The organism is Rhodococcus sp. PML026, assembly GCF_000963615.1.
GTDB classification, from domain to species: Bacteria; Actinomycetota; Actinomycetes; order Mycobacteriales; family Mycobacteriaceae; genus Rhodococcoides; species Rhodococcoides fascians.
In genome coordinates this window covers 140,022-166,061 of sequence record NZ_KQ031371.1, presented here as the reverse complement: position 1 = coordinate 166,061, position 26,040 = coordinate 140,022, and the positions used below count along the sequence as shown (strand labels likewise).

Here is a 26,040-nt window from a genome sequence, read left to right as displayed (position 1 = left end):
CGGCAAACGATCGCGCTCAGCTTAGTTGGTCGACGCAGTCGATCGGACGAACCTACCGCCCTCGCGGCCCTGTCACTCGTTCTGCCGCCAGCTTGCCCGAGACCAAGACGGTCGGCACGCCCACACCGGGAGTGGTTCCGGAGCCGGCGAGAACCACGTTGTCGAGGCCGGCGACCATGTTCTTTCTCCGGAAAGGCCCGGTCTGCCGGAAGACGTGCGCGGACGAGAACGGCGAGCCCGACAACATGCCTTTGTCCGCCCACGTCTGCGGTGTGTCGATGTGATCGAGCACGAAAGCGTCGGCGAGTCCGGTGTATCCGCGGCCCTCCAGCGTCGCCAGAATCTCTCGGAGGTAGGGCTGAGCCAGTTCGGTCCAGGCGAGGGGAGCGCTGTCGAGGTTGGGGCACGGGGCGAGGATCGAGACCGGCTCGCTGCGGACCCCGTCGCGCACGACCTCGAGGCCCGAATCGCTCACCGACGGCCGCGTGATCAGCAGTGACGGATCGGCCATCAGAGATCCTTTGCCGGAGCGGGCGGTGATCCGGCGGAAGGTCTCGGCCCATTCGTCACCGAAGTCGATGGTGTGGTGCGCCCGCGCAGGCCACGACGCCGTGAGTTCGACCGGAACCGTTCCGTGGGCCACGACGGCGGACGGCGACACGACGCCGTACCCGTTGCGCCTGCCTTTCTTCGACACCGAGGCGCGATCGAGCAGGCGATCGACGACGGGCAAGTCGGCGGTGAGAATCAATGCGTCGCAAGCGATTCGACGTCCATCGGCAGTGAGGACGGCATCGGCACGGCCGCGGTCGACGGTGATGTCGACGATGTCGGTGCCCAGTTCGAGCGTGCCGCCCGCCGTCACGAACGCGTCGGCCATGGCCCGCCCGATAGCCGCCATGCCTCCCTCGGGGAAGAACACCCCGAGGGAGGTGTCCATGTGTGCGATCGCACCGTAGACGGCCAGCGCCTTCTGCGGTGCCATGCCGGCGTAGAGGGCCTGGAACGTGAACACTCGGCGCAGACGGGTGTCCTTCAGGAAACGATCGACCCGTGGCCCGAGGCGACCGAAGCCGCCCAGCTTCGTCAGCGTTGCGGTATCGGTGATCGCGGCCTTGGATCCCACGAGGTCCAGCGGCGAATCGAAGTTCGAGTCGATGAAGCGGTCGAATTCGGCATCGAAGATGTCGGCGAGCCAGCGCCGGAGATCGCGGTAGCCCTGCGCCTCGGCCGTACCGCAGGTCCGCTCGACCTCGGCGGCCATTGCCGCCGGGTCCGAGTAGACGTCGATGGACGTGCCGTCGGCGTACCGCGTGTGGTACGACGGCGACAGGGACGTCAGCCGGATCGGCGGCGTCGTGGACTCGAAGTCGGCACCCACGGCGGCCAACGCTTCGAGCACCAGGTTCGGCATCGTGAGTACGCTCGCACCGTTGTCGATGTCGTAGAGATGCGTTCCGTCGGAGTCGGTCACCGGATACACCCCCACGCGGCCGCCCACGGTGTCGTCGCGCTCGACGATCGTGACCTTCTTGCCTGCGCCCAGTAGGTGGAGCCCCGCGGCCAGGCCGGCCAATCCAGCTCCCACGACGACGACCGAGTCGGTGCGGCCGGGAACGGTTCGGATCGTAGACATGACGCTCTCTTTCAGTACTGCCGTTGGATGGCGGCGGTGGCCATGGCACGAAGGTGTTCGGCGGCGATCGGATCGATGGAACTGTCGTCCAGCGCGGCAACGGCCCGGGTGCCCAGTTCGTCGATCTGTCGTTCGACGGCGTCGACGGCGCCCAGTTCGGTGAGTATCGATCGGATGTCGGCGACCTCGCTCTCGCTGAGCTCGGTACCGAGACTGGCTCGAATCTTCGCCGCGTGATCGGGACGGCTCGCGTCCGCTTGTTGCAAGGCCACGGCGATGAGCACCGTGCGCTTGCCCTCGGTGATGTCGTCACCCGACGGCTTGCCGGTGATCTCCGGGTCGCCGAACACGCCGAGCAGGTCGTCGCGCAGCTGGAAGGCAATGCCGATGTCGGCACCGAAGCTGCGGTACGCCGCAGTCAGCGGTTCGCCGGCCCCGGCAAGAACGGCCCCGAGGTGCAGCGGGCGTTCGACTGTGTAGGCGGCGGTCTTGTACCGGTTGACGCGCATGGCTGCCGCGACGCTCTCGTCCGTCCCGGCTTCGGCCTCGATGTCGAGGAGTTGACCGCCGAGCACCTCGGTACGCATCGCGGACCACACGGGCTGCGCCCGCCGCGCCGCGTCCGTGTCGATACCCGACTCGCGCAGCATGTCGTCGGCCCAGCACAGCGCCAGGTCGCCGACGAGAACGGCAGCGGAGACACCGAAGTGATCTGCCGAGCCCGACCACCCCGCATCGCGATGTCGCTGAGCGAAGCCGACATGCACGGTCGGAAAGCCTCGGCGGGTGCGGGACGAGTCGATGATGTCGTCGTGGATCAATGCGCAGGCCTGGATCAACTCGAGTGCCGAGCACGCACGCAGTACTGCGTCGGCGCGGTCCCCGGTGGGCTCACCGCCCGCGCCGAGCCACGCGGTCCACGCGAAGGCTGGGCGCATGCGCTTGCCGCCGCGTAGTACGAACGCCTCGAGGTCGGCCACTGCGGCCGGGTAGCCACCGCCGACGCTGTCGACGACCGCACGACGCGAGGCGAAGAACTCCGCGAGCTTCGCATCGACGGAATCCCGTAGCGACGTCGCATTCACGGACACAGAGTTGGTGGGCGCGGACAGGTCTCCGGACAGGACGATCCTCCAAGGTCTTCGTGGGAAAGACGCGTTACAGTCCCACAGTAATAGGCACCCGAACCCGGCACCGACGAGCAGTGAACTACGCCGTCGGGGGATGCCCAGCGGGCCGGCGGCGCAGCGCAACCTATGATCTTCGGGTGAGCGAAGATTCCGTCAGGGGGCGGTCGAGCCGAGGATTCGTGACGAGGACGCCGTCGATCGTCGACCGATTGCGGACCGAACCCGAAGCGAGGATCCCGTTCTCGGTGGAGTTCTCGCCCCCGCGCGACGAGGCTGCCGAGGCCAGGTTGTGGCAAGCAGTGCGAGAGTTCGAGCAACTCCAGCCCGCGTTCGTGTCGATGACGTACGGCGCAGGTGGTTCCACCCGCGATCGAACGGTGCGCGTCACCGGTCAGATCGCCGAGGAGACGACACTGCTGCCAGTGGCGCATCTCACTGCCGTGTCGCACAGTGTCGCCGAGTTGCGCTCGATGGTCGGGTCGTACGCCGACCGCGGCATCACCAACATCCTCGTTCTTCGCGGTGACCCCCCGGGAGATCCACTCGGCGAGTGGGAGAAGCATCCCGAGGGAGTCGAGTACGCGGAAGAGCTGGTGCGTATGGTCCGCGAACTGGGCGACTTTCACGTCGGAGTGGCGTCGTTCCCGGAAGGCCATCACCGCGCCGACGATCTCGAGCAGGACACCAGGTGCCTCGTCGGGAAGCTGCGTGCGGGAGCGGAGTATTCGATCACGCAGATGTTCTTCGACGTGGACGACTACCTGCGGCTGCGTGATCGCGTCAGCGCATACGACCCCGAGCAGGGTGCCAAGCCGATCATTCCCGAGATCATGCCCATCACCTCGCTGCGTTCGGTGCGCCGGATGCTCGAGCTCTCGGGCACGACATTGCCGTCGCATCTGGACGAGAAGTTCACTCGCGCAGCAGGATCCGGAGCCGAGGAAGACAAGGCCGCGGTTCGAGAGGTGGGTATCGAGCTCGCCACGAGCATCGGCGAGCGGCTCATCGCCGAAGGTGCGCCCGGGCTGCACTTCATCACGTTGAATTTCGCGCGCGCGACACGTGAGGTTCTGAGCAACCTGGGGCTGGCAGCGGCGCGCGTCTGATCTGTGATCGGCGTTACGACGTCGGCATCGGACGCGACTTCCAGCTCAGCGCGCCGCGGCGTCGTCGCACGTGGGATTCCGCAACGAGCCCGATGAACGCGAGAATCGACAGCGGGTGCACCGCGGCGTCGACTACGTCGCGAGCGCCGAATCGGGGTCCCGACTCGCGCCGACGAGATGCCACGCGCGATACGGTCCCGGCGAGGTAACCGACGAGACCCAGTCGCCGCGTCGAACCGGAACCGAAGACCGCCGCGACCGGCGGCAACAGGTAGACCGTTCCCAGCGCAAGGGCAGCCGTGGCCGAACCGACGGGCCCACCGAACTCGTTCCACAGCCACCGGCTGTAACCCGCCCGAACATCGGCGGCCGAGCGGTACATCCGGCACCGTACGAACCCGGCACCGGAGGCAACCGACGTCGAGAACCCGCGTCGACGCAGGACACGCGCGATGTCCAGATCCTCGGTGGCACTCGACGCGACGCAGCTGTGGCCGCCCACGACGCGATACGCGGCCGCATCGAACGCCATGAACTGCCCACAGGCGACGGCCATCGACGGCAGCAGCGTCGCATTGCCGACCGGCACGGGCAGCGTCGACATCCACGACCACGCGAGCAGCGGTTGGACGAGGCGTTCGGCGAGACCACCCGCCACCTGCTCGGGCCAGGGGCACGTCAGAGCGTCGCCGCGGCGGCGCAACCTTCTCGCAGCGGCGGCGACGGCCTCGGGTTCGAGCCGGACGTCCGCGTCGACGAACATGACGATCGTCGTGTCCACGTCGACCGAGTCGGCCAGTTCGGCGCACGCGGCGGCTTTACCCGTCCACCCGGGCGGCGGCGACGCGTGGGAGGTCACGACGCGGAATCGCGGATCGCCGTTAGCCGCGGTGACGGCAGCGGCTGCCGTTCCGTCGGTCGAATCGTCGTCGAGGACGACGACCTGCAGGTCGGTGCAGAATCGTTGACGCGTGAGATCGCCGATCAACGCGGGCAGCGTGTCGACTTCGTTGCGCGCGGGGATGCACACTGCGACCCGTTCGGTGACGTCACGGCTCGGTCGACGCAAACCCGGCACGAACAGCGCATTGAACACCGCGACGGCAGCGGAGGTGGAGGCGAGAACGGCAGTCGCCCGAGTCGCCCGGGTCAGGACCGTCATTCGGCGAGATCTGTCGTGCGGGACGAGATGGGGGTGATCACACCGACGTTCGGTCGTTCGACTCGCCCGTCTCGGCAGCGCGCTTACGACGGTTGCCCAACGGTGGGTTCCGCGACACCCAGGCCATGGCACCGACGATAGCGGCCACTCCGACGGTCACGCCGCCCACGATGCCCGCCCAGCCGGCGAAGCTACGAGTGTTGGGGTCCGGGTAGTTGACCTCGGCACGCACCGAGGTGACTTCGCCTGCCGGCAGCTTCCACGAGATCGAGTTGTCGCTTTCGCGAGTGCCGTTGGTGGTCCCGATACGGGCGGGAAACGCAATCGTGAACTGCACGTCGGACCCCTGCACCGGTACCGACGACAGGTCGGCATTACCGGCGAGCGTCACGGTGTCGCCCGAACGCTGCAGGGTCAGCTGAAACGATCCGGCCGCGTTCTGGAAGATCGAGCCGAGTGTCTGAACATCACCGAACGAGAGGTCGTCGAAGATGGCCTGCGACCCGACGTACCCGTCCTGGTTGTACGGCTCGACGCGGACCTTGTCCTCGATCGAGGAGGGCACCACGAGTTCGGGGCCGGTGTCGGTGTCGGAGGTAGGGACCGTCGCCGCGACGATCTGACCCGCCACACGGTCGTTGGCCGACACACCCATCGTGACCTGAACCCGCAAGCAGCCGGCCAGCATCGGCGCGACCAGCAGCGTCAGGGCGAGCACCGAGAGAACTCGGCGTCGGCGGGTTCGAGCGGATGTTCGTGATGTCGACTGCACAGCGACATCGTGCCAGGGCGTCGCGTCGGTGTCAGTCGGCAGGGGTTGCCATCGGTGCGTGTCGGCTACGTAGAGATCCGCGACGACGTGCGATCCACAGCAACGGGATTCCGACACTACCCATGACGACGAATCCGTAGGCGGCCGAGAATCGTAGTTCGGGTCCGTCGAGGAACACCGCGTGCGCGAGCGCCGAACCCAGCCACGTCCACAGGAACAGCCCGATGGGAACGACGTCGTCGGACGCGCGCGGGGCCACCACGCGGTTCACCGCTTCCATGACTGCGGCCATCAATGTCGCCACCAACAGCCAACCCGCGTAGTTGGTCAACGGGATCGACGACACACCCGGCAGTCCGACGGCACCGGACGTCCAGGTCCACTGGCCGTCGGTGACCATCTGAGGATCGAGATACAGGTCCCAGCCCACCATCCCGACTGCGACCGCGGCGATTCGGAATGCAGACGCTCGGAGCCGTGTCGCACCGAGATGGCCGACGATGAACGTGACCGCGCACCAGATCGGATAGAACCCCGCCGTCCAGGCGAGTGGAACCACCACGGGGACCTCGAACAGGCTGGGGCCGAGTCGATTCTGCGCGTAAAAGTACTCGCCGAAGGGAAACCCGGTGGCCGTGCCGACGAGCTCGGACACGAATCCCGTTCCTGCAGTCAGGATCACGAGAGCCGCCGCCCACAGCTTTCCGCGGTACAGCACGGCGTGCGCGATCGACGCCAGCGCGAGTAGCGCGACCACCGCGATGGTCACCGCGTCCCGCGTCGAACCCGATACGAGCGGATAGCAGATCTGGGCGGCGACGGCACCGATCGCGAAGACCGTCGGGGCAATCTTCATGCTCGTCTCCTGCTGAAGAATGCGCGACGACGCCCCGCGCGTGCGTCCGCGAGTGCGATTCTCGCCGCCGAACGGCCGCTGGCCGCTGTGACGCCGCCTCCCGGGTGAGTCGACGCGCCGGTGAGATAGAGACCGTCTGCTCCGGGAACGCGGTGGCCGGCCAGTTGGGGATGAGGACGCCACATCATCATCTGGTCCAGTGACATGTCCAGGTGCATGATGTTGCCTCCGATCAGTCCGAGTTCCTGCTCGATGTCCGGCGGCGACTGTACGTACCGATCGAGGACCGACGCGGCGAATCCAGGGGCGTAGCGATCGAGCTCGGCGACGATTCGATCACCCTCGACCTCGGCCAAAGAACGTTGCCCCGGTACGTTCGAGCGCCACCGGCGGCCATCGGCGAGAGTGTGCGGATGCCACTGCGACCACAGGGAGATCTGATGCTGACCCGGCGGCGCGATCGTCGGATCGAGGGCGCTGAACGACATGCCGAGAACAGCGGGTTTCGGCGGCAGCTCCCCGGCGAGAGCGTGCCCGTGAGCCAACCGCAATTGCGCGCGGTCGCGGACGAGCAGCGCGAGACCGTGGGTACCGTCCTCGATGCAGTCGGCGCTCGGGTACTGCGGCAGCGCGTCGGTGGCCAACCGAACCGCGGTACCGATCCCCGGACCCACCCGAATGGTGGAGCGCCACCGGGCCAGCTGCGCCGCGTCGTGTCCGCCCTCCGCCAGCAGGTCGAGCGTGGTCAGGATGTGACACCCGGCCACGACGATCGTGCTGTCGATCTCCCGTCCCGACGCGGTCCTCGTCGTCCAGCCATGCGCGCGACGCGTCAGCGATACGGCGGCATCGCCGAGCGTCAGCGCTGCCCCGTCCCGGTGCAGCCGGGCGATCATCGCCTCGGTCAGTGCGCCGCTACCGCCGACGGCGCGGCCCGGTGGGAGCGTGTGCATCAGAGCCGCGAACCCGACCATCGGGGCGGTGCCGGGCTCGGACATCGGCGGGCCGGACTGCGCTCCGAACCATGCCAGCGCAGCCTTGAGTCGCTCGCTCGTGAACATTTCGTCCAGCAGGGAATCGCCGGTGGCAAGAAACTCGCGCGAGAGCGCGCTGCCGCCGTCGGGCGCACCGAGTCCCCAGAAGGATCGGAGCAGTTTGGACCCGGTGGGCGGCCCACCGAATGCGCGCATGGTGCGTTCGCTGCGCGGACCCCACACCGAGACGAAGGAACGGTAGGCGCGCGCATCGGCGGGCCCGCAGGCGGCAGCGATGGACTCGCACGTTCGATCGAGGCTGCGATGGAAGACGATGGCGCGTTCGGCGGTGTCGACGTCGCCCGGGGCGAATGCCCACGGATCGCAGTCGATGTAGCGCAGCCCGAACTCCTCGAGTCCGAGCTCTTCGACGATCCCGGTGTGCCTGATCATGATGTGCGCGGACGAGCCGCGGTCGACTCGATGGCCGGGGAAGCGCTCCACCGTCGACACCGCACCGCCCGCGACGGTGTCGCGTTCGACGATCTCCACCGACATTCCGGCATCGGTCAGGTAGCAGGCAGAAGTCAGGGCATTGTGGCCGGAGCCCACCACCACAGCATCGATCACACCTTCAGGCTACGGGCCCGTCGAGCGGCAACCGGCGGCCCAGCACCGCGAAGGGGCGCCGGTCGCCGGCGAACGTGAAGTGCCGCAGTACGTCCTCGAAGCCGAGCCGTCGATACAACCGCCAGGCGCGGTTGTCCTCCTGCGCGACCTCGGGTGTGGACAACATCACAGAGTGCGCTCGAACACCGTCGAGCAGCCTGCGACAGAGACGCCCGCCGAGTCCGTGTCCTTGCGCGCTCGGTAGTACGTGCAATTCGGTCAGTTCGAAGTAGTCGCCGAGGGTGGCGTCGACGTGCTGTGTCGAGTGTCCGGCGCGGCGCAATCCGTCGCGGACCTGCTGATGCCACCACTGATGGTGCGCGCCGTGATACCCGTACGCAACGGCGACCAGCGTGTCCGGCTGCGTCTTGTCGGGATTGGGCACCATGGCTCCCACCGCTCGCCAGCCCGGCCGGTGCAGATGCTCCGTCCACATCGGTGCGCGGCTGTGCTCGGTTCCGCGGGGATATCCCATGGCCTCGACGTAGATCGCCAGAGCTTCGAACAAGCGCCGACGGAATTCCTGGGGCGTCAGATCGACCACGTAGGGGGTTGTCTGCGCATCGGTGACGACGGTTCTCACCCTTTCTTCGGCAACTTGTCGGTGGGCACAGCTATATTGAATGTGTCGAACGGGTGTTCGATGATCGGGGCCGAGCGCGCCGGTGGATCACCTCGACGAACGAGGCGGATTCTCCCGGAGTTCGACTGTAAGGCTTCATCACGGTTCCAGGCGTGTCGGTAGCGCGCCCGGAGATTCGAACTGGAGGTGTTCGAGTATGACGATGACGAAGACATTCGATGTCGGCGTGCGGTCGCCGGTGTCGCGTCAGGCGCAGGTCCTGCTCGGTCGAGCCGATGCGTTGCTGTCCGAATCCATCGGTGAGCGCGATGCGGGGGACCGCTTCCTCGGAAGCTACATCGCCGCACTCAAGGGTGCTGCCGCAGTCCTGGCATCGCTGCCCAATTCGATCGGCTCGCGGCCACGTTCACGCAACGCCTGGGTTCTGATGGCGAAGGCTGCGCCGGATCTGGCGATCTGGTCCGAGTACTTCTCGTCCTTCTCCGCAACCCGCGCGGCAGTCGAGGCGGGTGCCTCGTCCGCTGTCGGAGACGTCGACGCCGACGACTTCTATCGACACGTCAGTCGTTTTCTGAACGCGGTCGAGGACCGGTTGGGCGGTCAGTCGAGGTTCCAGCCCGTCGATCCGATGGCGGCACCGCTGTCCGCATAGCCCGCCGCGTCGATTCCTCGAGTTCGAACGGACGTGAACGGCCACGTCACACGGTGTTCGACAAGTGTTTCCGAGACGTCCGTCTCGAAAACTTGGTCGTTTCTCAGGAACACATAGTGCGAGTAGGTGGTAAGCGGCCGATTCAGCTCGTATCATCGTCAGTAGGTAGCCGCCAAGGTCAGCTTCCCGTCGCTTCTGAACCGAAACGACTCTCATTATCTGTGCAGGGGGAGGTACCGTGCCACTCTCCGAGCACGAGCAGCGCATGCTCGATCAAATCGAGAGCGCTCTCTACGCCGAGGATCCCAAATTCGCGTCCCATGTGAGGGGCGGTCGCGTTCGCGCGGCGTCGAGCAAGAGGCGTTTTCAGGCTGCCGCGTTGTTCGTCGTGGGACTCGTGTTGCTCGTCGCCGGTGTAGCACTGTCGACGAACAGTCTGGGTTTTCTCGTCGTCAGCCTCATCGGCTTTCTCTTCATGTTCGGTGCCGGGGCACTGTTCTTGTTCGGCGGCTCCAAGAAGGGAGCTGCCGCGACCGGCGAAGAAGGTAGCGCAAGCGACCGAGCCGGCACGCAAGGTCGTAGTGCTCAGCCGAAATCGAGTGGTGGCCGCAAGGGCGGCAGCTTCACCTCTCGAATGGAAGACCGTTTTCGTAAGCGGTTCGATCAGGAGTGATATGACTCCGCCGTCCGGATCTTCCTGGGCCTGACGGTCACCCACCACAACTTCACCGATTCGACAGCAGCACCTCACCCTCGGGTGAGGTGCTGCTGTCGTTCCACGGCTCTTCGATACGGCGAGCATTCCGTAGCCCCTGTCGCGCGGCGTGCTCGATCAAGTGCGCCCCAGCGACGACGCGGGGCGATCGTTCCCGTGCGGTGGTTCCCGGGTGGTGGTTCCGGGGCGAACTCCCCACTTCCCCCCACAGCCGCCATTGTCCCCACTTCACCCCACCCAGTCCCCACTTTCAGGGTCCAGCTGCGCTTGTCAGGCGGGTTGTCGCACAAAGTGCCTGCTCGCGACGCCGCGCGCCCCGGGGGATTGCGTCGGCCAGATCAGGGCCGACGTCGAACGCGGCAACCTGAACGGGCAATCTTCTTGCGTCTGAGCTGCGGATATGTGGTTGTCCACAAAGTTTTCGGGCTGTGAATGGTTCGAAGTGGGGGAGAGTGGGGTAAAGTGGTCCGCAGCGGAGAGTCGAGGCTGGAGGTGGCGAGTGTTTCTCGGTACCTACACGCCGAAGCTCGACGACAAGGGTCGACTCACGTTGCCGGCCAAGTTTCGGGACGCGCTTGCGGGAGGTGTCATGGTGAGCAAGGGGCAGGATTTCAGCCTTGCTGTCTACACCGCGGCAGACTTCGCAGAGCGTTCTCGAAAGTTGACGGCGGCCTCTCGTGCCAACCCCAAAGCCCGTGCCTATGTGCGCCAGTTCTTTTCGGGAACCGACGAACAGCGGCCGGACGGACAGGGCCGTATCACCATCAGTCCCGAGCACCGTCGGTATGCGGGACTCGAACGCAACTGCGTGGTGATCGGATCGATGGACTTCATCGAGATCTGGAACGACGAAGCCTGGGCCCGCTACTCCGCCGAGAACGAGCAGGATTTCTCCGACGCGTTCGACGAATCCCTCGGAGGGATCTTGTAGACCACCGAGGCCGGCTGCGAGTGCAGCGAGGCCTCTGCCCGATCAGAACCCTGACGTTCTTCCCCAACGCCAGGTTTCGCAGATCAGGACCCTGACGTTCTTCCCCAACGCCAGGTTCCCTATCGGACAGGGACCTCGAAGCATTCGCACCGGCCGCAATGGACGACCCGCAGGGCCCGGACCCGGGCGAGAAGTACGTATACGCAACCGGGAGGGACCATGACGGAGGGAGCCGGGCCGGACGAGAACGACGCGTCCGCCGACCGCACTCACCGTCGCTCCGGCGGCCCGATCCACGTCCCCGTTCGACTCGAGCGTGCCGACGAGCTTCTCGGGCCCGCAGTGGAATCGGCGGACGACCCCGACACGACTCGGGTCATGATCGACGCCACGCTCGGACTCGGCGGTCACGCCGAACACTTTCTACGGAAGTATCCCGGTCTGCACCTCATCGGACTCGATCGCGATCCTGACGCGCTCGACAAGGCGGGTGCCAGACTGGCCGCGTTCTCGGATCGAACGACTCTGGTGCACACCACATACGAGGGCATTGCCGCCGCCCTAGACGAGGCCGGACTTCCCGCGACCTATTCCGTTCACGCCATCCTGTTCGACCTCGGAGTGTCGTCGATGCAGCTGGACGAGTCGGACCGCGGCTTCGCGTATTCCGTCGATGCACCGCTGGACATGCGGATGAATCCGACGCAGGGCATCACGGCAGCCGACGTGCTCAATACGTACTCGCACGGCGATATCGCTCGCGTGCTCAGCACCTACGGAGAAGAGCGGTTCGCAGGCAAGATCGCGTCCGCAATTCTGCGGCGACGTGAGCACACGCCGTTCACGACGAGCGGCCCGTTGGTCGAATTGCTGTATGCCGCAATACCGGCCGCGACTCGCCGCACCGGTGGGCATCCGGCAAAGCGAACTTTCCAGGCGCTGCGTATCGAGGTCAACGGGGAGCTCGATTCGCTCAAAGCCGCGGTGCCGGCCGGACTCGACGCCTTGGCCGTCGGCGGCCGCGTCGTCTTCATGTCGTATCAGTCGCTCGAAGATCGAGTTGTCAAGCAGGAGTTGGCCCCTCGGATCAAGTCTCGAAGTCCCGAGGGATTGCCGGTCGAACTTCCCGGGATGGGTCCGGAATTTCGGCTGTTGACCAGAGGTGCGGAACGCGCCTCGGACGAGGAAATCGAAGTCAACCCACGCTCGGCCCCGGTGAGGTTGCGCGCCGCCGAACGGATTGCAAGGAGAGCGGAATGACGGTTCCAGGCACAACTGTTGGAACACAACGCAATCGGGTTCCGGCTACTCGACCCGAGCGGGCCGGCCGCGGTGGTCGGTCCGGAGCCGCATTGCGCGCCTACGAGCGCAGGCAGCAGCGTGCCTCGATACATACGTCGGATTCTGCTCGCGGTTCAGCGGCCTCACTTCGCCCGACGCTCAACGGCAGCGCCATTGCGGCTCGAATCCCGTTCGTAGCCCTGGTCATCGGTCTGCTTGCCCTCGGGCTCGGCTTGACGTTGTTGTTGACGACGCGCTCGGCGGGCGACTCCTACGACCTCAGTGCCGCCAAGGCCGTCAACGCCGAGCTCGCACAACAGCGTGCCTCCTTGCAGCGTGACGTCGAGCTCGCGGAATCTGCGCCCGAGCTCGCGCGCAAAGCCGCCGCGATCGGAATGGTCCCCGCCAAGAACCCCGCCCGCCTCGTCGTAGCCCCCGAGGGCGGTGTGCAGGTCGTCGGCACGCCCGCTCCCGCCGACGGTGCGCCGGTTGCACCCCTCGATCCGCCTCCCGCCACCGGCTCGGGGGAGGGCTCGGTTCCGAGTGCGTCGACACAGAATCCCGCACAACAGTCGGCGCAGTCGCAGACTCCGAGAAGTGCGTCGCAGCCCACCAGGCCGACGGGCACAGGTGACACCCGTGCCGCCACGCCGAGTGCGCCCAATGGTGCCGGAACTGCCGCGCTTGCTGAACAATTGGTTCCCATGAGCACCCCCTCGGCTCCCGCCCCCGGCGAATCCTCCGGTGACGAGCAGTGACCAGGCCGTCGCCTGCGTCACGTCCCCGGCCCGCAGATCGAGCGCGGCCGGGACGAAAGCGTTTGGACTCGTCCACATTTCGTTTTCGGCACGGTACGGGCCGCATCTTGATGTACGTGGCCTTGGCGGTCGTCGCGGCACAGTTGCTCTGGATACAAGGATTCGATGCGCCGACACTGTCGGCCGAGTCCGCCTCGCAGCGCACCACCACCCTCGTCGATCCGGCGATGCGCGGCTCGATCCTCGATCGCAACGGAAACCCGATCGCTTTCACCATGGAAGCGAAAGCGCTGACGTTCCAGCCGGTCCGGGTTCGTAGAGAACTCGACGAGGCACGCGCGAAGGATCCGACGAAGCCGGAAACCGACAAGTACCTCGACGACATCGCCGAGCGGATCCACAGCGATCTCGGTGACGTCGTCAGCAAGAAGGATCTGCTCGCGAAACTGAAGAGCAACGACGAATTCACCTATCTGGCACGGGGTGTGGACGCCACCGTGGCGTCGAACATCAGCAAGGAATTCAAGCAGGTCGGGCTCGAACGTCAGGACATCCGCGAGTACCCGGGTGGCTCGCTCGCCGCGAACATCGTCGGGGCCACCGGGTGGGACGGACACGGCCTGCTCGGGCTCGAGGATTCGCTCGACGCCACGCTCGCCGGTACCGACGGATCGCAGACCTACGATCGCGGCTCCGACGGGGCCGTCATTCCCGGCAGCTGGCGCGACAAGCAGCCCGCGGTCAACGGCTCGAACGTGGAACTGACCATCGACGCGGACCTGCAGTACTACGTACAGCAGCAAGTGCAGCTGGCGAAAGATCTGTCCGGGGCCAAGAATGCGTCTGCCTACGTTCAGGATTCGCACACCGGCGAAGTGCTGGCCATGTCGAACGACAACACGTTCAACCCCGGAATCGGCGTCGGAAACAACGAACGGACCAAGGAGATGGGCAATCTGCCCGTCACGACGCCGTTCGAGCCCGGTTCGGTCAACAAGATCATCACTGCTGCAGCCGCTATCGAGTACGGGCTCACCACACCCGACGAGGTGCTGCAGGTACCGGGCAACATCTTCATGTCCGGTGTCTCGGTCCGGGACGCCTGGGAACACGGAGTTGCGCCGTACACCTCCACCGGAGTGTTCGGTAAGTCCTCCAACGTGGGGACTCTGATGCTGGCTCAACGTGTCGGCGAGGATCGGTATGCCGACATGCTGAACAAGTTCGGCCTGGGCCAGCGCAGCGACGTCGGCCTCCCCAACGAGAGCGCAGGCAGCGTGCCCAGCCGCGATCAGTGGTCGGGCGGTACCTTCGCCAACCTGCCGATCGGGCAGGGTCTGTCGATGACGCTCCTGCAGATGACCGGGATGTACCAGGCGATCGCCAACGACGGTGTGCGCATCCCGCCTCGGATCGTCGCGGCAACGGTGGACGCCAACGGCGAACGATCCGAGACGCCGCGACCCGACGGGGTGTACGTGGTCAGTTCCGATACGGCGAAGACGGTCCGCAACATGTTCCGGTCGGTCACCCAGGACGACACTGGAAATCAGCGCGGTACCGGAGTCGCCGCGGGTGTCGAGGGCTACCAGATCAGTGGTAAGACCGGTACGGCCCAGCAGGTCGATCCCGAGTGCAAGTGCTACTCGAACTCGAAGTACTGGATCACGTTCGCGGGTATCGCTCCGGCCGACGATCCTCGCTACGTGATCGGGATCATGCTGGACGCGCCGTCCCGCAGTGCCGACGGCTCGGGAGGGCAATCGGCCGCACCGCTGTTCCACAACATCGCCAGCTGGCTGTTGCAGCGCGACAGTGTTCCGATGTCCGCAGACCCGGGCCCCAAGTTGGTTCTTCAGGCCGACTGAGGCTCGAATCTGTCGGTCCGGGAATCGGGGCGGCAGCATGCCGATCGCGGTCGCCGGTAATCTGACACATCGGCTCGAGGCGTGTTCGTCGATCAGCCACCGCAGCGTGTTCGAGCTGACGCAGTGTGCGGTGGCAGTACAGAGGAAGGGAGCAGGAGTGACTGTGTCATCGGATTCACAACCCGCTCCGGGGTCTCGGCCGGCGAATCCGCCGCACACCGACGTATCCGACGTGGCGTCCGCTGTCGGTGCAACGATCGAGTGGGGACACCTCGACGGAGTGCAGGTCACCGGAATCGATCTGCGAGCGCAGTCCGTTCGTCCCGGCGATCTCTTCGCCGCGCTACCCGGATCCGCTCGGCACGGAGCCGAGTTCACCGCCGACGCGATCGAGCGGGGTGCAGCGGCGGTCTTCACCGACCCATCCGGTGCCGACATCGTCCGCCGCGTCCTCGCCACCGCCGATCGCCAGGTTCCTGTCCTCGTGCACGACCGACCACGCCAGGTGCTCGGAACCGTGTCCGCCCTCGTGTACGGCAATCCGTCGTCGAAGATGACGGTCGTCGGAATCACCGGCACGTCGGGCAAGACGACGACCGCGTACCTCGTGGAGGCCGGCCTGACAACCGCAGGCCGCCGCTGCGGACTGATCGGCACGATCGAGACCCGCGTAGTGGGCCGGCACGTACCGAGCGCTCTCACCACCCCCGAGGCTCCGCAGTTGCACGCGCTCTTCGCCGTCATGGTCGAGGCCGGAGTCGACACCGTGGTGATGGAAGTGTCCTCCCATGCGTTGTCCCTCGGCCGAGTCGACGGCACCGACTTCGCGGTCGGCGCGTTCACCAACCTGTCCCAGGATCATCTCGACTTCCACGACTCGCTCGAGGACTACTTTCTGGCCAAGAGCCGGCTGTTCGGGGTCGATTCGCCGGTACGGGCAGACACAGCGGTCGTGTGCGTCGACGATGCCTGGGGCGTGCGGATGGCCGATATCGCCCGGTCGGCAGGATCCACGGTCGTCACGGTGTCCACCGGTGCCGACTCGCAGTGGACCGTCTCCGAGTGGGCCAAGCACGACGACGGAACGCAGTCGTTCACCGTTGCCGATCCGAACGGAACGTCGTTGCCGGTGTCGGTGCGTCTGCCGGGTCGCTACAACGTCGCCAACGCCGTGCTCGCGCTCGCGACCTGCGAAGCGGCAGGCGTGGATGCCGCGACGGCGGCGCCCGGAATCGCGACCGTCGACGTGCCCGGTCGAGTGCAACGAATCGATCGCGGCCAGGACTTCCTCGCGGTGGTCGACTACGCCCACAAGCCCGCTGCGGTCGAAGCGGTGCTGGCGACTCTGCGAGAGTCGTCCCGTGGACGTATCGCCGTCGTGTTGGGTGCCGGCGGGGATCGAGACACCGCCAAGCGCCCTCTGATGGGCGCGGCCGGAGCGCGCGGTGCCGATCTGCTCGTGGTGACCGACGACAATCCGCGCAGTGAGGATCCGGCAGCGATACGGCATGCCGTCGAAGACGGTGCACTGTCGGTGCCCGACGACGCTCGTGGCGAAGTACGAAATGTCGAAGGCCGCGCAGCGGCGATAGAACAAGCCGTGGCGTGGGCACGTGAGGGGGACGTTGTGTTGATCGCAGGTAAAGGACACGAGACGGGCCAGGAGGTGGCGGGGGTGAAGTATCCGTTCGACGACCGAGTGGTACTCGCATCGGCCATCGACGCACGACTGGTCACCACGAGCGCAGGCGCACGGTGATACCGCTCTCGATCGCTCGCATCGCCGAGATCGTCGGCGGCGAACTGCACGACGTGGCGGACCCGACGGTGCTGGTCGCCGGGCCGGTGGAGTTCGACTCACGCAAGGTCACACCCGGCAGTGTCTTTCTCGCCCTGCCCGGTGCCAAGGTGGACGGCCACGAGCACGCGGCCGACGCCGTGGCCGCAGGCGCTGCTGTCGTTCTCGCGGCGCGTCCGGTAGGCGTCCCGGCTGTCGTCGTTCGGCCGGCACCGCACTCGAGCCGTGCGATGGCACTCGAACACGACCCGGAGGGGGCCGGCGCTGCGGTGCTGACCGCGCTCGGTGCGTTGGCCCGGGAATCGGTGCTCGAACTGACCGCGCGCCACGACCTGACCGTGGTGGGCGTGACGGGGTCGTCGGGCAAGACGTCGACGAAGGATCTCATCTCGGCGGTGCTGCGTCCGCTCGGATCCGTGGTGGCCCCACCCGGATCGTTCAACAACGAACTCGGGCATCCATGGACTGCTCTGCGGGCCGACGCCGATACCGACTTCCTCGCCCTCGAGCTGTCCGCCCGGGGAATCGGCCACATCGCCGAGCTCGCCAGGCTTGCGCCGCCGCGGATCGGGGTGGTCCTCAACGTCGGAACCGCGCACCTCGGCGAGTTCGGTTCACGTGCCGCCATCGCGTTGGCCAAGGGCGAATTGGTCGAGGCACTGCCCGCTGCCGCGGACGGCGGCGTGGCGATCCTCAACATCGACGATCGGCTCGTCGCCGAGATGGCGACACGCACGAAGGCGGCCGTCGTCACGGTCGGACTCAACGCGGACGCCGACGTCCGGGCTGTCGACGTCGTGGTCGACACCGATGCGCGGGCGTCGTTCACGCTCATATGTGCGGCAGGCACGGCGCACATCACCCTGGCGGTGCACGGTGAACATCAGGTGGGCAACGCCCTGGCTGCCGCGGCCGTCGCGCTCGAGTGCGGGGCCGGCGTGGCCCAGGTTGCCGAAGCGCTCTCGACCGCGGTACCCACCTCGATCCGCCGGATGGACGTACGCACCCGCGCGGACGGGGTCACCGTCATCAACGACTCGTACAACGCGAATCCCGATTCGATGCGGGCCGCCCTCAAGGCGCTGGTGTCGATGTCGCGGCGTGATGACGGGCCGAAGCGGCGCAGTTGGGCGGTGCTGGGGGAGATGGGCGAGCTAGGCGGCGAATCGGTGGTGGAGCACGATGCGATCGGTCGGCTCGCCGTCCGCCTGGACGTCGATCGGTTGATCATCGTCGATTCGGGTCGGCCCACGCGTGCGCTGCATCAGGGTGCCGTCATGGAAGGGTCCTGGGGCGAGGAATCGATGCTCGTACCCGATCGCGAGACAGCCATCGCCGTGCTCGAGGACGAGGTTCGCGCCGGCGACATCGTTCTGGTCAAGGCCTCGCAGTCGGGCGCGATGTGGATTGTTGCTGAGGCCTTGTTGGCCGAACCGTCGGCCGACGCCCTGTTGGCCGAACCGTCGGCCGACGCCTTGTTGGCCGAACCGTCGGAGGGCGAGCAGTGAGACAGATCCTGTTCGCCGGAGGGATCGCACTTGCAGTCGCAATTCTGCTGACTCCCGTGCTCATCAAGACCTTCTCGAAACAGGGCTTCGGCCAGGAGATCCGGGTCGAGGGCCCGGCGAGCCATCAGTCCAAGCGCGGTACTCCCACCATGGGCGGCGTGGCGATCCTGGTCGGGATCTGGGCCGGCTACTGGGGCTCGCACCTGATCGGCATCGGATACGACGCCGAGGGGCCGTCGGCGTCGGCTCTACTCGTACTCGGCCTGACCACCGTGCTCGGCCTCGTCGGCTTTCTCGACGACTTCATCAAGATTCGTAAGCAGCGGAACCTCGGTCTGAACGCCACCGGCAAGTACGTCGGCCAGATCACCGCGGCGGTGCTGTTCGCCATCCTGGTCCTGCAATTTCGCAGCGACGACGGATTGACTCCGGGCAGCACTCAACTGTCGTATGTGCGCGACATCGCAACGTGGTCGATGTCGGCTGCTGTCTTCGTGTTTTTTGTCTGTCTGCTGGTGATCGCGTGGTCCAACTCGGTCAATCTCACCGACGGCCTCGACGGCCTGGCGGCCGGGTCCATGACATTGGTCCTCGGGGCGTACACCGTCATCACCTTCTGGCAGTACCGGCAGGCGTGTGCAGGACCGGCCGGTCCTGCGCCGGGTTGCTACGACGTACGCGACCCTCTCGACCTGGCCCTGGTGTGCGCATCGGCGGCCGGTGCCTGCATCGGTTTCCTGTGGTGGAACGCCGCGCCCGCCAAGATCTTCATGGGCGATACCGGATCCCTCGCTCTGGGCGGCCTGATCGCAGGACTGTCCGTGGTCACCAAGACCGAACTGATCATGGTGGTCATCGGCGCGTTGTTCGTCGCCGAAGCGGCGTCGGTCGTCATCCAGGTCGCAGTGTTCCGGTCGAGTCGGCGACGCGTGTTCCGAATGGCCCCGTTCCATCACCACTTCGAGTTGGCCGGTTGGGCCGAGACCACGGTCATCATCAGGTTCTGGTTGCTCGCCGCGATCGCCTCGGCCGTCGGCTTGGCACTGTTCTACAGCGAATACCTCGCGGCTGTGGGCGGCTAGGCGATGACCGAAGCCTCAACCGATCTGTCCTGGTTGCGCGGTAGTTCGGTGCTGGTCACCGGTGCGCGCATCTCCGGGCTGGCCGTCGTACGCCCACTGCTGGACCTCGGCGCACTCGTGACCGTCACCGACTCGAACCGAGCTGCGCTCGACGAGGCGTCGGCGCTCGGTGCTGCCATGGTGGTTCAGGACGATCTGCTCGCCGATCCGGACGCGATCGCGGCCTTTGCGCTCGTCGTCACCAGCCCCGGATTCCGGCCGGACTCCCCGGTGCTGGCTGCGGCCGCCGACCACGACGTCCCGGTGTGGGGCGACGTGGAGTTCTCCTGGCATCTCGACCGCGCCGAGGTGTACGGCCCGCGCGCTCGTTGGCTGGTGGTCACCGGTACGAACGGTAAGACGACCACCACCTCGATGCTCGCCTCGATCCTCGACACTGCCGGAATCGACTCCGTCGCCTGCGGAAACATCGGCCTCCCCATCGCCGACGCGTTGCGCGGTACCCCGCATCCCCGTGTCCTCGCGGTCGAGCTGTCGTCCTTCCAGCTGTTCTGGGCACCGTCGGTTCGTCCCGCGGCTGGGGTGGTGCTCAACATCGCCGAGGATCATCTGGACTGGCACGGGGGCATGGACGGTTACGTCGAGGCCAAGGCGCGCGCGTTGAGCGGCGACGTCGGGGTCGTCGGACTCGACGACGCGGTGGCGGCCGGTCTGCGGGCGGGGGCACCTGCTGAGACGGTCGTCGGTTTCCGGCTGGACGAACCCGCCGCGGGCGAGTTGGGAGTGCGGGCGGGAATGCTCGTCGACCGTGCGTTCGGGGACGATGTCGAGCTGCTCCGGGCCGACGAGGTGGAACCGAGTGGCCCGTCCGGTGTGCTCGACGCGTTGGCCGCGGCTGCGTTGGCGCGATCGATCGGTGTCGACGCCGAGGCCGTCCGAAACGGTTTGCGGACGTACCGGGTGGGACCGCATCGGGCCGCAGTGGTGCGTGAACTCGGTGGGGTGACGTTCGTCGACGATTCCAAGGCGACGAATCCGCATGCCGCGCGCTCGTCGATCCTCGCGCACGATCGGGTCGTGTGGATCGCGGGCGGGTTGTTGAAGGGTGCGGTGATCGACGATCTGGTCGTCGAGATCGCCGATCGGCTCGTGGCTGCGGTGGTGTTGGGCCGCGATGGGATGCAGATCGCAGAGGCTTTGGCGCGACACGCCCCCGATGTTCCGGTCGTCAGGCTCCCTTCGGGAGACGATGCTGGTGTGACTCATGAGGCTGAAGATGCAGATGCGGTGATGCGAGCGGCCGTCGACCACGCTGCGGGGTTCGCCGCCTCCGGCGATACCGTCCTGCTGGCCCCCGCGGCTGCGTCGTTGGACATGTTCGTCGATTACGGTCACCGCGGCCGAAGCTTCGCCGAGTCCGTCGAGCGCCTCGACATCGCCGCCCTCGGATCGCCGCGATCGTGACCACCGCAGCTCGACCGGCGCGTCCACCTCGTCGCACCACCACGCCGCGCACCCGAATCGGACTGTGGTTCGGTCGGCCGCTGGCGTCGTTCCACCTCATCGTCACGATCGCGGTGCTGCTCACCGTGCTCGGACTGGTGATGGTGCTGTCCGCGTCGTCGGCCGAATCGTTCGCAGCCGACGAGTCCGGCTACGCGCTGTTCACGCAACAGCTGATCGGTGTCGCACTGGGTGTGGTCGCGTTCTATGCGGCGCTTCGACTGCCGGTGCGATACCTGCGCAAATTGTCGTTCCCGCTCTTCCTGGTCTCGATCACGATGTTGATGCTGGTGTTGATCCCCGGTATCGGTGCCGAGCGTCAGGGCGCACGGCGTTGGTTCGACTTCGGTGTCGTCTCGTTCCAGCCGTCCGAGCTGGCGAAGGTCGCGTTGGTTCTGTGGGGAGCGCACCTGCTGGCCTCCCGCCGCAGCGAGCACGGCAACATCAAGTCGCTGCTGGTGCCGTTGCTGCCTGCGGGCCTGCTCATGTGTCTGCTCGTCGTGCTCCAGCCCAACCTCAGTACCGCGATCGCCCTGGGCATCATTCTCGTTGCACTGCTGTGGTTCGCCGGCCTCAACGCCCGGCTGTTCGGAGCAGTCCTGGTGACCGGCTTGGCACTGGCGACCGTGCTCGCGTTCACCGCCGGCTACCGCTCGAACCGCGTCAAGGCCTGGCTCAACCCGGGGGAGGACACCCAGGGTCTGTCGTATCAGTCCACCCAGGCCAAGTACTCCTTGGCCGACGGCGGACTGTTCGGTCGCGGATTGGGACAGAGTCGCGCTAAATGGAGCTACCTCCCCAACGCGCACAACGACTTCATCTTCGCGATCATCGGCGAGGAGCTCGGGATGATCGGCTGCCTCGCCGTCATCGGATTGTTCGGTCTCTTCGTCTACACCGGCCTACGCATCGCGATGCGGTCGGTCGATCCGTTCCTGCGTCTGTTGACTGCAGGCGCAACGTGCTGGGTGTTCGGTCAGGCCATGATCAACATCGGTTATGTGGTCGGGCTGCTGCCGGTGACCGGTCTGCAGCTGCCGCTGGTGTCCTACGGCGGTACGTCCACGGCCATCACGCTGTTGATGTTCGGGATCATCGCCAGTGCGGCCCGACACGAACCGGAAGCCATCGCTGCACTGCACGCCGGGCAAGAGGGTCGTATCGCCCGAGCTCTGAGATTGCCGCTGCCTGCTGTCTTCTCACCGAAGCGGGCCGCGATGGCACGCTCCAAATCGACTCGGCCCACGTTGGCGGCGCAGGATCGCACACGTCTCGAGTCCCGCAAGAACAAGGACGGCCGCGGGGCACGGTCACCCGAGCCCGGACGTACCCGGGTGTCGAGTTCACGGGTGGACACGGCCGGCCCCAACGGGTCGGCCAGGAACGCACCCCGTGGCCACGCCCGCCGTGCCGAGCCCCAACGCCGAGACACCGGCAGCGGGTACGCCGCCGGACCACGGTCGCCGTATCGGCCGCGTCCGGAACCGCAACCCGGTCGTCCGCCGGTCCGCTCGGGTGAGCGAGGATATCGACGGTGAAGCAGACATCGAGGCCGATATCCGTGGTGGTGGCCGGAGGCGGAACCGCCGGACACATCGAGCCCGCGCTCGCCGTGGCCGACGCCCTACGCGAGCTCGACCCCACCGTCACCGTCACCGCCCTCGGCAGCAGCCGGGGGCTCGAAACGACACTGGTACCCGCCCGCGGCTACGCGCTGGAACTGATACCGCCCGTGCCGCTGCCGCGCAAGCCCACTCTCGACCTGGTGAAGTTACCGGTTCGGGTCGCACGGTCGGTGCGTCGAACCCGGGAGATCTTCGCTGCGGTCGAGGCCGATGTGCTGGTCGGCTTCGGCGGCTACGTCGCGCTGCCTGCGTATCTCGCTGCCCGCGGTCGACTTCTCGGTCGCGGCGGCCGTATTCCGGTGATCATTCACGAGGCCAATGCCCGCGCCGGCATCGCGAACAAGGTCGGTGCACGCAGCGCCGAACGAGTCCTTGCCGCCGTCGCCGGATCTGGTATCTCTGCACCGGGGTCCGAGGATGCAGAAGTGATCGGAATTCCGGTGCGGCCCACCATCACCGGTCTCGATCGCGCAGCGATGCGGTCGCAGGCTCGCGCTCATTTCGGTCTGCCCGAACACGGGCCGGTGCTGCTGGTGTTCGGCGGTTCACAGGGCGCGCGTTCACTCAACGACGCAGTGTCCGGTGCCTCGGCCGCCCTTGCCGCCGCCGGCATCTCGGTTCTGCACGCACACGGTCCCAAGAACACACTGGACGTGGAGCAGAGCAATCCGGATGCTCCGTACGTCGCAGTGCCCTACATCGACCGGATGGACCTGGCCTACGCGGCGGCCGATCTCGCGATCTGCCGGTCCGGTGCCATGACGGTCGCCGAAGTCTCCGCGACCGGGCTTCCTGCCGTGTACGTGCCTCTACCGCACGGCAACGGTGAGCAGGAGCTCAATGCCCGTCCCGTCGTCGACGCCGGAGGTGGCATCCTGGTAGCCGACGCGACGCTGAGCGCGCAGTACGTGACCGACACGGTTGTCGCTTTGGTGGCCGACACCGAGCGCATCGCCGCGATGTCCCGTGCTGCGGCAGGAGCCGGTCACAAGGGTGCTGCGGCTGCCGTTGCGCAGATCGTGCTCGATACCGCGCACGCGGCGCGGCGCTGAACCGGGCGGCGACGAGAATGCCACAGAACGAGGGAGACGTCCGCGTGACAACTGAGGGTGCGGCGATGTCGGAGTTGCCGGCAGAGCTCGAACGGGTGCACATGGTGGGAATCGGCGGTGCCGGGATGTCCGGGATCGCACGCATTCTGCTGGCGCGCGGTGGTCAGGTGTCCGGATCGGATGCCAAGGAATCGCGCGGGGTGTTGGCGCTGCGAGCCCGCGGTGCGCTGGTGCGAATCGGGCACGATGCAAGCGCGCTGGACATGATCGACGGCGGCCCCACCGTGGTCGTGACGACCCACGCGGCCATACCCAAGACCAACCCCGAACTCGTCGAGGCTCGCGATCGCGGGATTCCGGTGGTGTTGCGGCCCGCCGTCCTCGCGTCGTTGATGGAGGGGTACCGCACCCTGCTGGTGTCGGGCACGCACGGCAAGACGTCGACCACATCGATGTTGGTCGTCGCACTGCAGCACTGTGGGTTCGACCCGTCGTTCGCCGTCGGCGGTGAGCTCAACGAGGCCGGCACCAACGCGCATCACGGCAGTGGCGACGTCTTCGTCGCCGAGGCGGACGAGAGTGACGGTTCGCTGTTGCAGTACTCCGCGAACGTGATCATCGTGACGAACATCGAGGCCGATCATCTCGATTTCTTCGGTACGACCGAGGCCTACGTGAAGGTGTTCGACGATTTCGCCGCGCTGCTGCACCCGGGCGGTGTGCTGGTGGCATGCATGGACGATCCGGGTTCGGCAGCTCTGGCCCGCCGCGTGGTCGAGAAGAATCTCCCCGGAGTGACGGTGCTCGGCTACGGGTCGTCCGACGTCGACGCCGGACCGGTCGAGATGGCCGTTCGCCTGTTGGCCTGGGAGCCCGAGGACATCGGCGGCGTCGCGCAGTTGCAGATCGCCGGTGAGGACTCTGCCCGCACGGTTCGGCTGGGAGTACCGGGACGGCACACCGCCCTCAACGCCCTGGCGGCGTTCGTGGCTGCCCGCCAGGTGGGCGCGGGGGTCGAGGAGTTGCTGGCCGGGCTGACCGGATTCGGGGGAGTGCACCGGCGGTTCCAGTTCACCGGACGCGAGCACGGAGTACGAGTGTTCGACGACTACGCCCATCACCCCACCGAGGTGCGGGCCGTGCTGACCGCTGCGCAGGCGTTGGTCGCGGGTCAAGCACTTCCGGGCGAGCGGGGGCGGGTCGTGGTGGTGTTCCAACCGCATCTGTACTCACGTACTGCGACGTTCGCCGAGGAATTCGGTACCGCACTGTCGTTGGCCGACGAGATCGTGGTGCTCGACGTCTACGGCGCTCGCGAGGAACCCCTGCCCGGTGTGACCGGGGCCTTGGTCGCAGCGTCGGTGACCAAACCGGTGAACTACCAACCGGATCTGTCGTTGGTCGCCAAGCAGGTGGCCAATCTCAGCCGTCCCGGCGACGTGGTGATCACGATGGGTGCGGGCGACGTGACCATGCTCGGCGGTCCCATTCTCGACGCCCTTCGTTCCAAAACCGATTTCGGTGCCACGACCGGCCGCGCGGTACCGAAGGATCGGCCGTCGACGTGACTCGTCGGTCCGATCGAGACCGCGCTTCCAGATCGGAACCCGTTGCCGGGCAGGGTGATTCGACGTCGTCGGTCACAGACAGGCAAGCTCGCGCGCAGGCCAGGGAAGAAGAGCGCGCTCGCGTGAAACGGTCACGCCGTCGCGCGGTGCTTGCCGTCGTGGCGGTTGTCGCAGTGATCGTCGGGTCGGCAGTACTGGTCTACTTCACGCCGCTGCTGTCGGTTCGGACGATCTCGGTCGTGGGAGCCTCGTCGGTGTCCGAACAGGAGATCCTCGACCGACTCGAGGTGCCGACCGGCCTGCCGCTGGTCCGTGTCGACGCCGCGGCCGCGGCCCAGCGTGTTGCGTCGATACCGGAGCTGGCATCGGTTCGGGTGCAACGGAAATACCCGTCCACCGTGCAGGTCACCGTCGAAGAACGTGTCCCGGTGGCGTTCGTCGATTCCCCCGACGGCGCTCACTTGCTCGATGCAACGGGCGTGGACTTCGCCGTCGCACCGCCTCCGCCCGGGGTGGTCCGACTGGTGACCGACAATCCTGTCTTCGGCGATCCGGTGACGAAAGATGCACTGACTGTGCTCGATTCGCTGCCGCCGCTGATCCGAGGTCAGGTCGGCGAAGTGCGCGCGAGCACGCTGTCCGACATCTCGATCCTCCTGTTGGACGGGCGGACCGTCGTGTGGGGGAACAAGGACAACTCCGAGCGCAAGGGGGCGGTGGCGATCGCGTTGCTGTCGCAACCGGGTCAGATTTTCGACGTGTCCAGTCCCGATCTTCCGACCACGAAATAGCAACGGGCCCGAAAGGCTCA

The 26,040-nt window shown here is 66.7% G+C and carries 22 protein-coding genes; 15 read left to right on the top strand and 7 right to left on the bottom strand.

Annotation, left to right across the window (positions count from 1 at the left end; all coding sequences use genetic code 11):
• Nucleotides 1–52: 52 nt before the first annotated feature.
• Nucleotides 53–1,636: a phytoene desaturase family protein gene (gene crtI, locus VF34_RS08345; RefSeq protein WP_196249560.1), complete on the bottom strand. Its 1,584-nt coding sequence runs from the start codon at nt 1,634–1,636 to the stop codon at nt 53–55.
• A gap of 11 nt (nt 1,637–1,647) precedes the next feature.
• A complete protein-coding gene (locus VF34_RS08340) occupies nt 1,648–2,760 on the bottom strand; it encodes a polyprenyl synthetase family protein (protein ID WP_426376040.1) in 1,113 nt (370 codons plus the stop codon).
• Between the two features lie 185 nt (nt 2,761–2,945).
• Here VF34_RS08340 and metF point away from each other — a divergent pair, with 185 nt between their 5' ends.
• Nucleotides 2,946–3,872 (top strand): methylenetetrahydrofolate reductase [NAD(P)H], encoded by a 927-nt coding sequence (metF, locus tag VF34_RS08335; protein ID WP_032374356.1) that lies wholly within the window; start codon nt 2,946–2,948, stop codon nt 3,870–3,872.
• Between the two features lie 13 nt (nt 3,873–3,885).
• Here metF and VF34_RS08330 read toward each other — a convergent pair whose 3' ends face one another.
• From VF34_RS08330 to VF34_RS08310, 5 genes are read right to left on the bottom strand one after another with little or no spacing between them, the layout of a single operon-like run.
• Nucleotides 3,886–5,034 (bottom strand): glycosyltransferase family 2 protein, encoded by a 1,149-nt coding sequence (locus tag VF34_RS08330; protein ID WP_032374355.1) that lies wholly within the window; start codon nt 5,032–5,034, stop codon nt 3,886–3,888.
• Nucleotides 5,035–5,071: 37 nt separating this feature from the next.
• The gene (locus VF34_RS08325) at nt 5,072–5,806 is read right to left on the bottom strand and encodes an LppM family (lipo)protein (protein ID WP_045841254.1); all 735 of its coding nucleotides are present in this window, start codon (nt 5,804–5,806) and stop codon (nt 5,072–5,074) included.
• 31 nt (nt 5,807–5,837) lie between these two features.
• A complete protein-coding gene (locus VF34_RS08320) occupies nt 5,838–6,662 on the bottom strand; it encodes a carotenoid biosynthesis protein (RefSeq protein WP_032374354.1) in 825 nt (274 codons plus the stop codon).
• Nucleotides 6,659–8,266: a phytoene desaturase family protein gene (locus VF34_RS08315; protein ID WP_027497356.1), complete on the bottom strand. Its 1,608-nt coding sequence runs from the start codon at nt 8,264–8,266 to the stop codon at nt 6,659–6,661. Before VF34_RS08315 ends, VF34_RS08320 begins: the two co-directional genes overlap by 4 nt.
• Nucleotides 8,267–8,270: 4 nt before the next feature.
• Complete coding sequence (locus VF34_RS08310; protein ID WP_027497355.1) at nt 8,271–8,888, bottom strand: GNAT family N-acetyltransferase; 618 nt, start codon at nt 8,886–8,888, stop codon at nt 8,271–8,273.
• Nucleotides 8,889–9,090: 202 nt separating this feature from the next.
• Between VF34_RS08310 and VF34_RS08305 the strand changes: the two genes are divergently transcribed.
• From VF34_RS08305 to VF34_RS08240, 14 genes are all read left to right on the top strand, one after another.
• Complete coding sequence (locus VF34_RS08305) at nt 9,091–9,540, top strand: SAV_6107 family HEPN domain-containing protein (RefSeq protein WP_230074380.1); 450 nt, start codon at nt 9,091–9,093, stop codon at nt 9,538–9,540.
• 238 nt (nt 9,541–9,778) lie between these two features.
• Complete coding sequence (locus tag VF34_RS08300) at nt 9,779–10,213, top strand: DUF3040 domain-containing protein (protein ID WP_027497353.1); 435 nt, start codon at nt 9,779–9,781, stop codon at nt 10,211–10,213.
• A gap of 541 nt (nt 10,214–10,754) precedes the next feature.
• Nucleotides 10,755–11,186, top strand: coding sequence for a division/cell wall cluster transcriptional repressor MraZ (gene mraZ / locus VF34_RS08295; protein WP_027497352.1), 432 nt, complete (start codon nt 10,755–10,757; stop codon nt 11,184–11,186).
• Between the two features lie 219 nt (nt 11,187–11,405).
• Nucleotides 11,406–12,446, top strand: coding sequence for a 16S rRNA (cytosine(1402)-N(4))-methyltransferase RsmH (rsmH, locus tag VF34_RS08290; RefSeq protein ID WP_032374353.1), 1,041 nt, complete (start codon nt 11,406–11,408; stop codon nt 12,444–12,446).
• Nucleotides 12,443–13,225 (top strand): cell division protein FtsL, encoded by a 783-nt coding sequence (locus tag VF34_RS08285; protein ID WP_228139226.1) that lies wholly within the window; start codon nt 12,443–12,445, stop codon nt 13,223–13,225. Before rsmH ends, VF34_RS08285 begins: the two co-directional genes overlap by 4 nt.
• Nucleotides 13,222–15,093: a peptidoglycan D,D-transpeptidase FtsI family protein gene (locus VF34_RS08280; protein ID WP_032374351.1), complete on the top strand. Its 1,872-nt coding sequence runs from the start codon at nt 13,222–13,224 to the stop codon at nt 15,091–15,093. The genes VF34_RS08285 and VF34_RS08280 overlap by 4 nt, the downstream gene beginning before the upstream one ends.
• 157 nt (nt 15,094–15,250) lie before the next feature.
• Nucleotides 15,251–16,852 carry a UDP-N-acetylmuramoyl-L-alanyl-D-glutamate--2,6-diaminopimelate ligase gene (locus VF34_RS08275; RefSeq protein ID WP_027497348.1) on the top strand — a complete coding sequence of 534 codons (1,602 nt, stop codon included), beginning with the start codon at nt 15,251–15,253 and terminating at the stop codon, nt 16,850–16,852.
• A complete protein-coding gene (locus tag VF34_RS08270) occupies nt 16,849–18,399 on the top strand; it encodes a UDP-N-acetylmuramoyl-tripeptide--D-alanyl-D-alanine ligase (protein ID WP_045841253.1) in 1,551 nt (516 codons plus the stop codon). The genes VF34_RS08275 and VF34_RS08270 overlap by 4 nt, the downstream gene beginning before the upstream one ends.
• Nucleotides 18,396–19,481 (top strand): phospho-N-acetylmuramoyl-pentapeptide-transferase, encoded by a 1,086-nt coding sequence (gene mraY / locus VF34_RS08265; protein ID WP_032374350.1) that lies wholly within the window; start codon nt 18,396–18,398, stop codon nt 19,479–19,481. Before VF34_RS08270 ends, mraY begins: the two co-directional genes overlap by 4 nt.
• 3 nt (nt 19,482–19,484) lie before the next feature.
• Entirely contained in the window at nt 19,485–20,945 is a 1,461-nt protein-coding gene (murD, locus tag VF34_RS08260; RefSeq protein WP_032374349.1) for a UDP-N-acetylmuramoyl-L-alanine--D-glutamate ligase, read from the top strand.
• Nucleotides 20,942–22,522 (top strand): putative lipid II flippase FtsW, encoded by a 1,581-nt coding sequence (gene ftsW, locus VF34_RS08255; protein ID WP_027497345.1) that lies wholly within the window; start codon nt 20,942–20,944, stop codon nt 22,520–22,522. Before murD ends, ftsW begins: the two co-directional genes overlap by 4 nt.
• Nucleotides 22,519–23,661 (top strand): undecaprenyldiphospho-muramoylpentapeptide beta-N-acetylglucosaminyltransferase, encoded by a 1,143-nt coding sequence (murG, locus tag VF34_RS08250; RefSeq protein ID WP_027497344.1) that lies wholly within the window; start codon nt 22,519–22,521, stop codon nt 23,659–23,661. The genes ftsW and murG overlap by 4 nt, the downstream gene beginning before the upstream one ends.
• A 65-nt stretch (nt 23,662–23,726) precedes the next feature.
• On the top strand, nt 23,727–25,229 hold the full coding sequence (gene murC, locus VF34_RS08245) for a UDP-N-acetylmuramate--L-alanine ligase (RefSeq protein ID WP_045841252.1): 1,503 nt from the start codon (nt 23,727–23,729) through the stop codon (nt 25,227–25,229).
• Nucleotides 25,230–25,351: 122 nt separating this feature from the next.
• Nucleotides 25,352–26,020, top strand: a complete 669-nt coding sequence (locus VF34_RS08240; protein WP_230595323.1) for a cell division protein FtsQ/DivIB — start codon at nt 25,352–25,354, stop codon at nt 26,018–26,020.
• Nucleotides 26,021–26,040 lie beyond the last annotated feature (20 nt).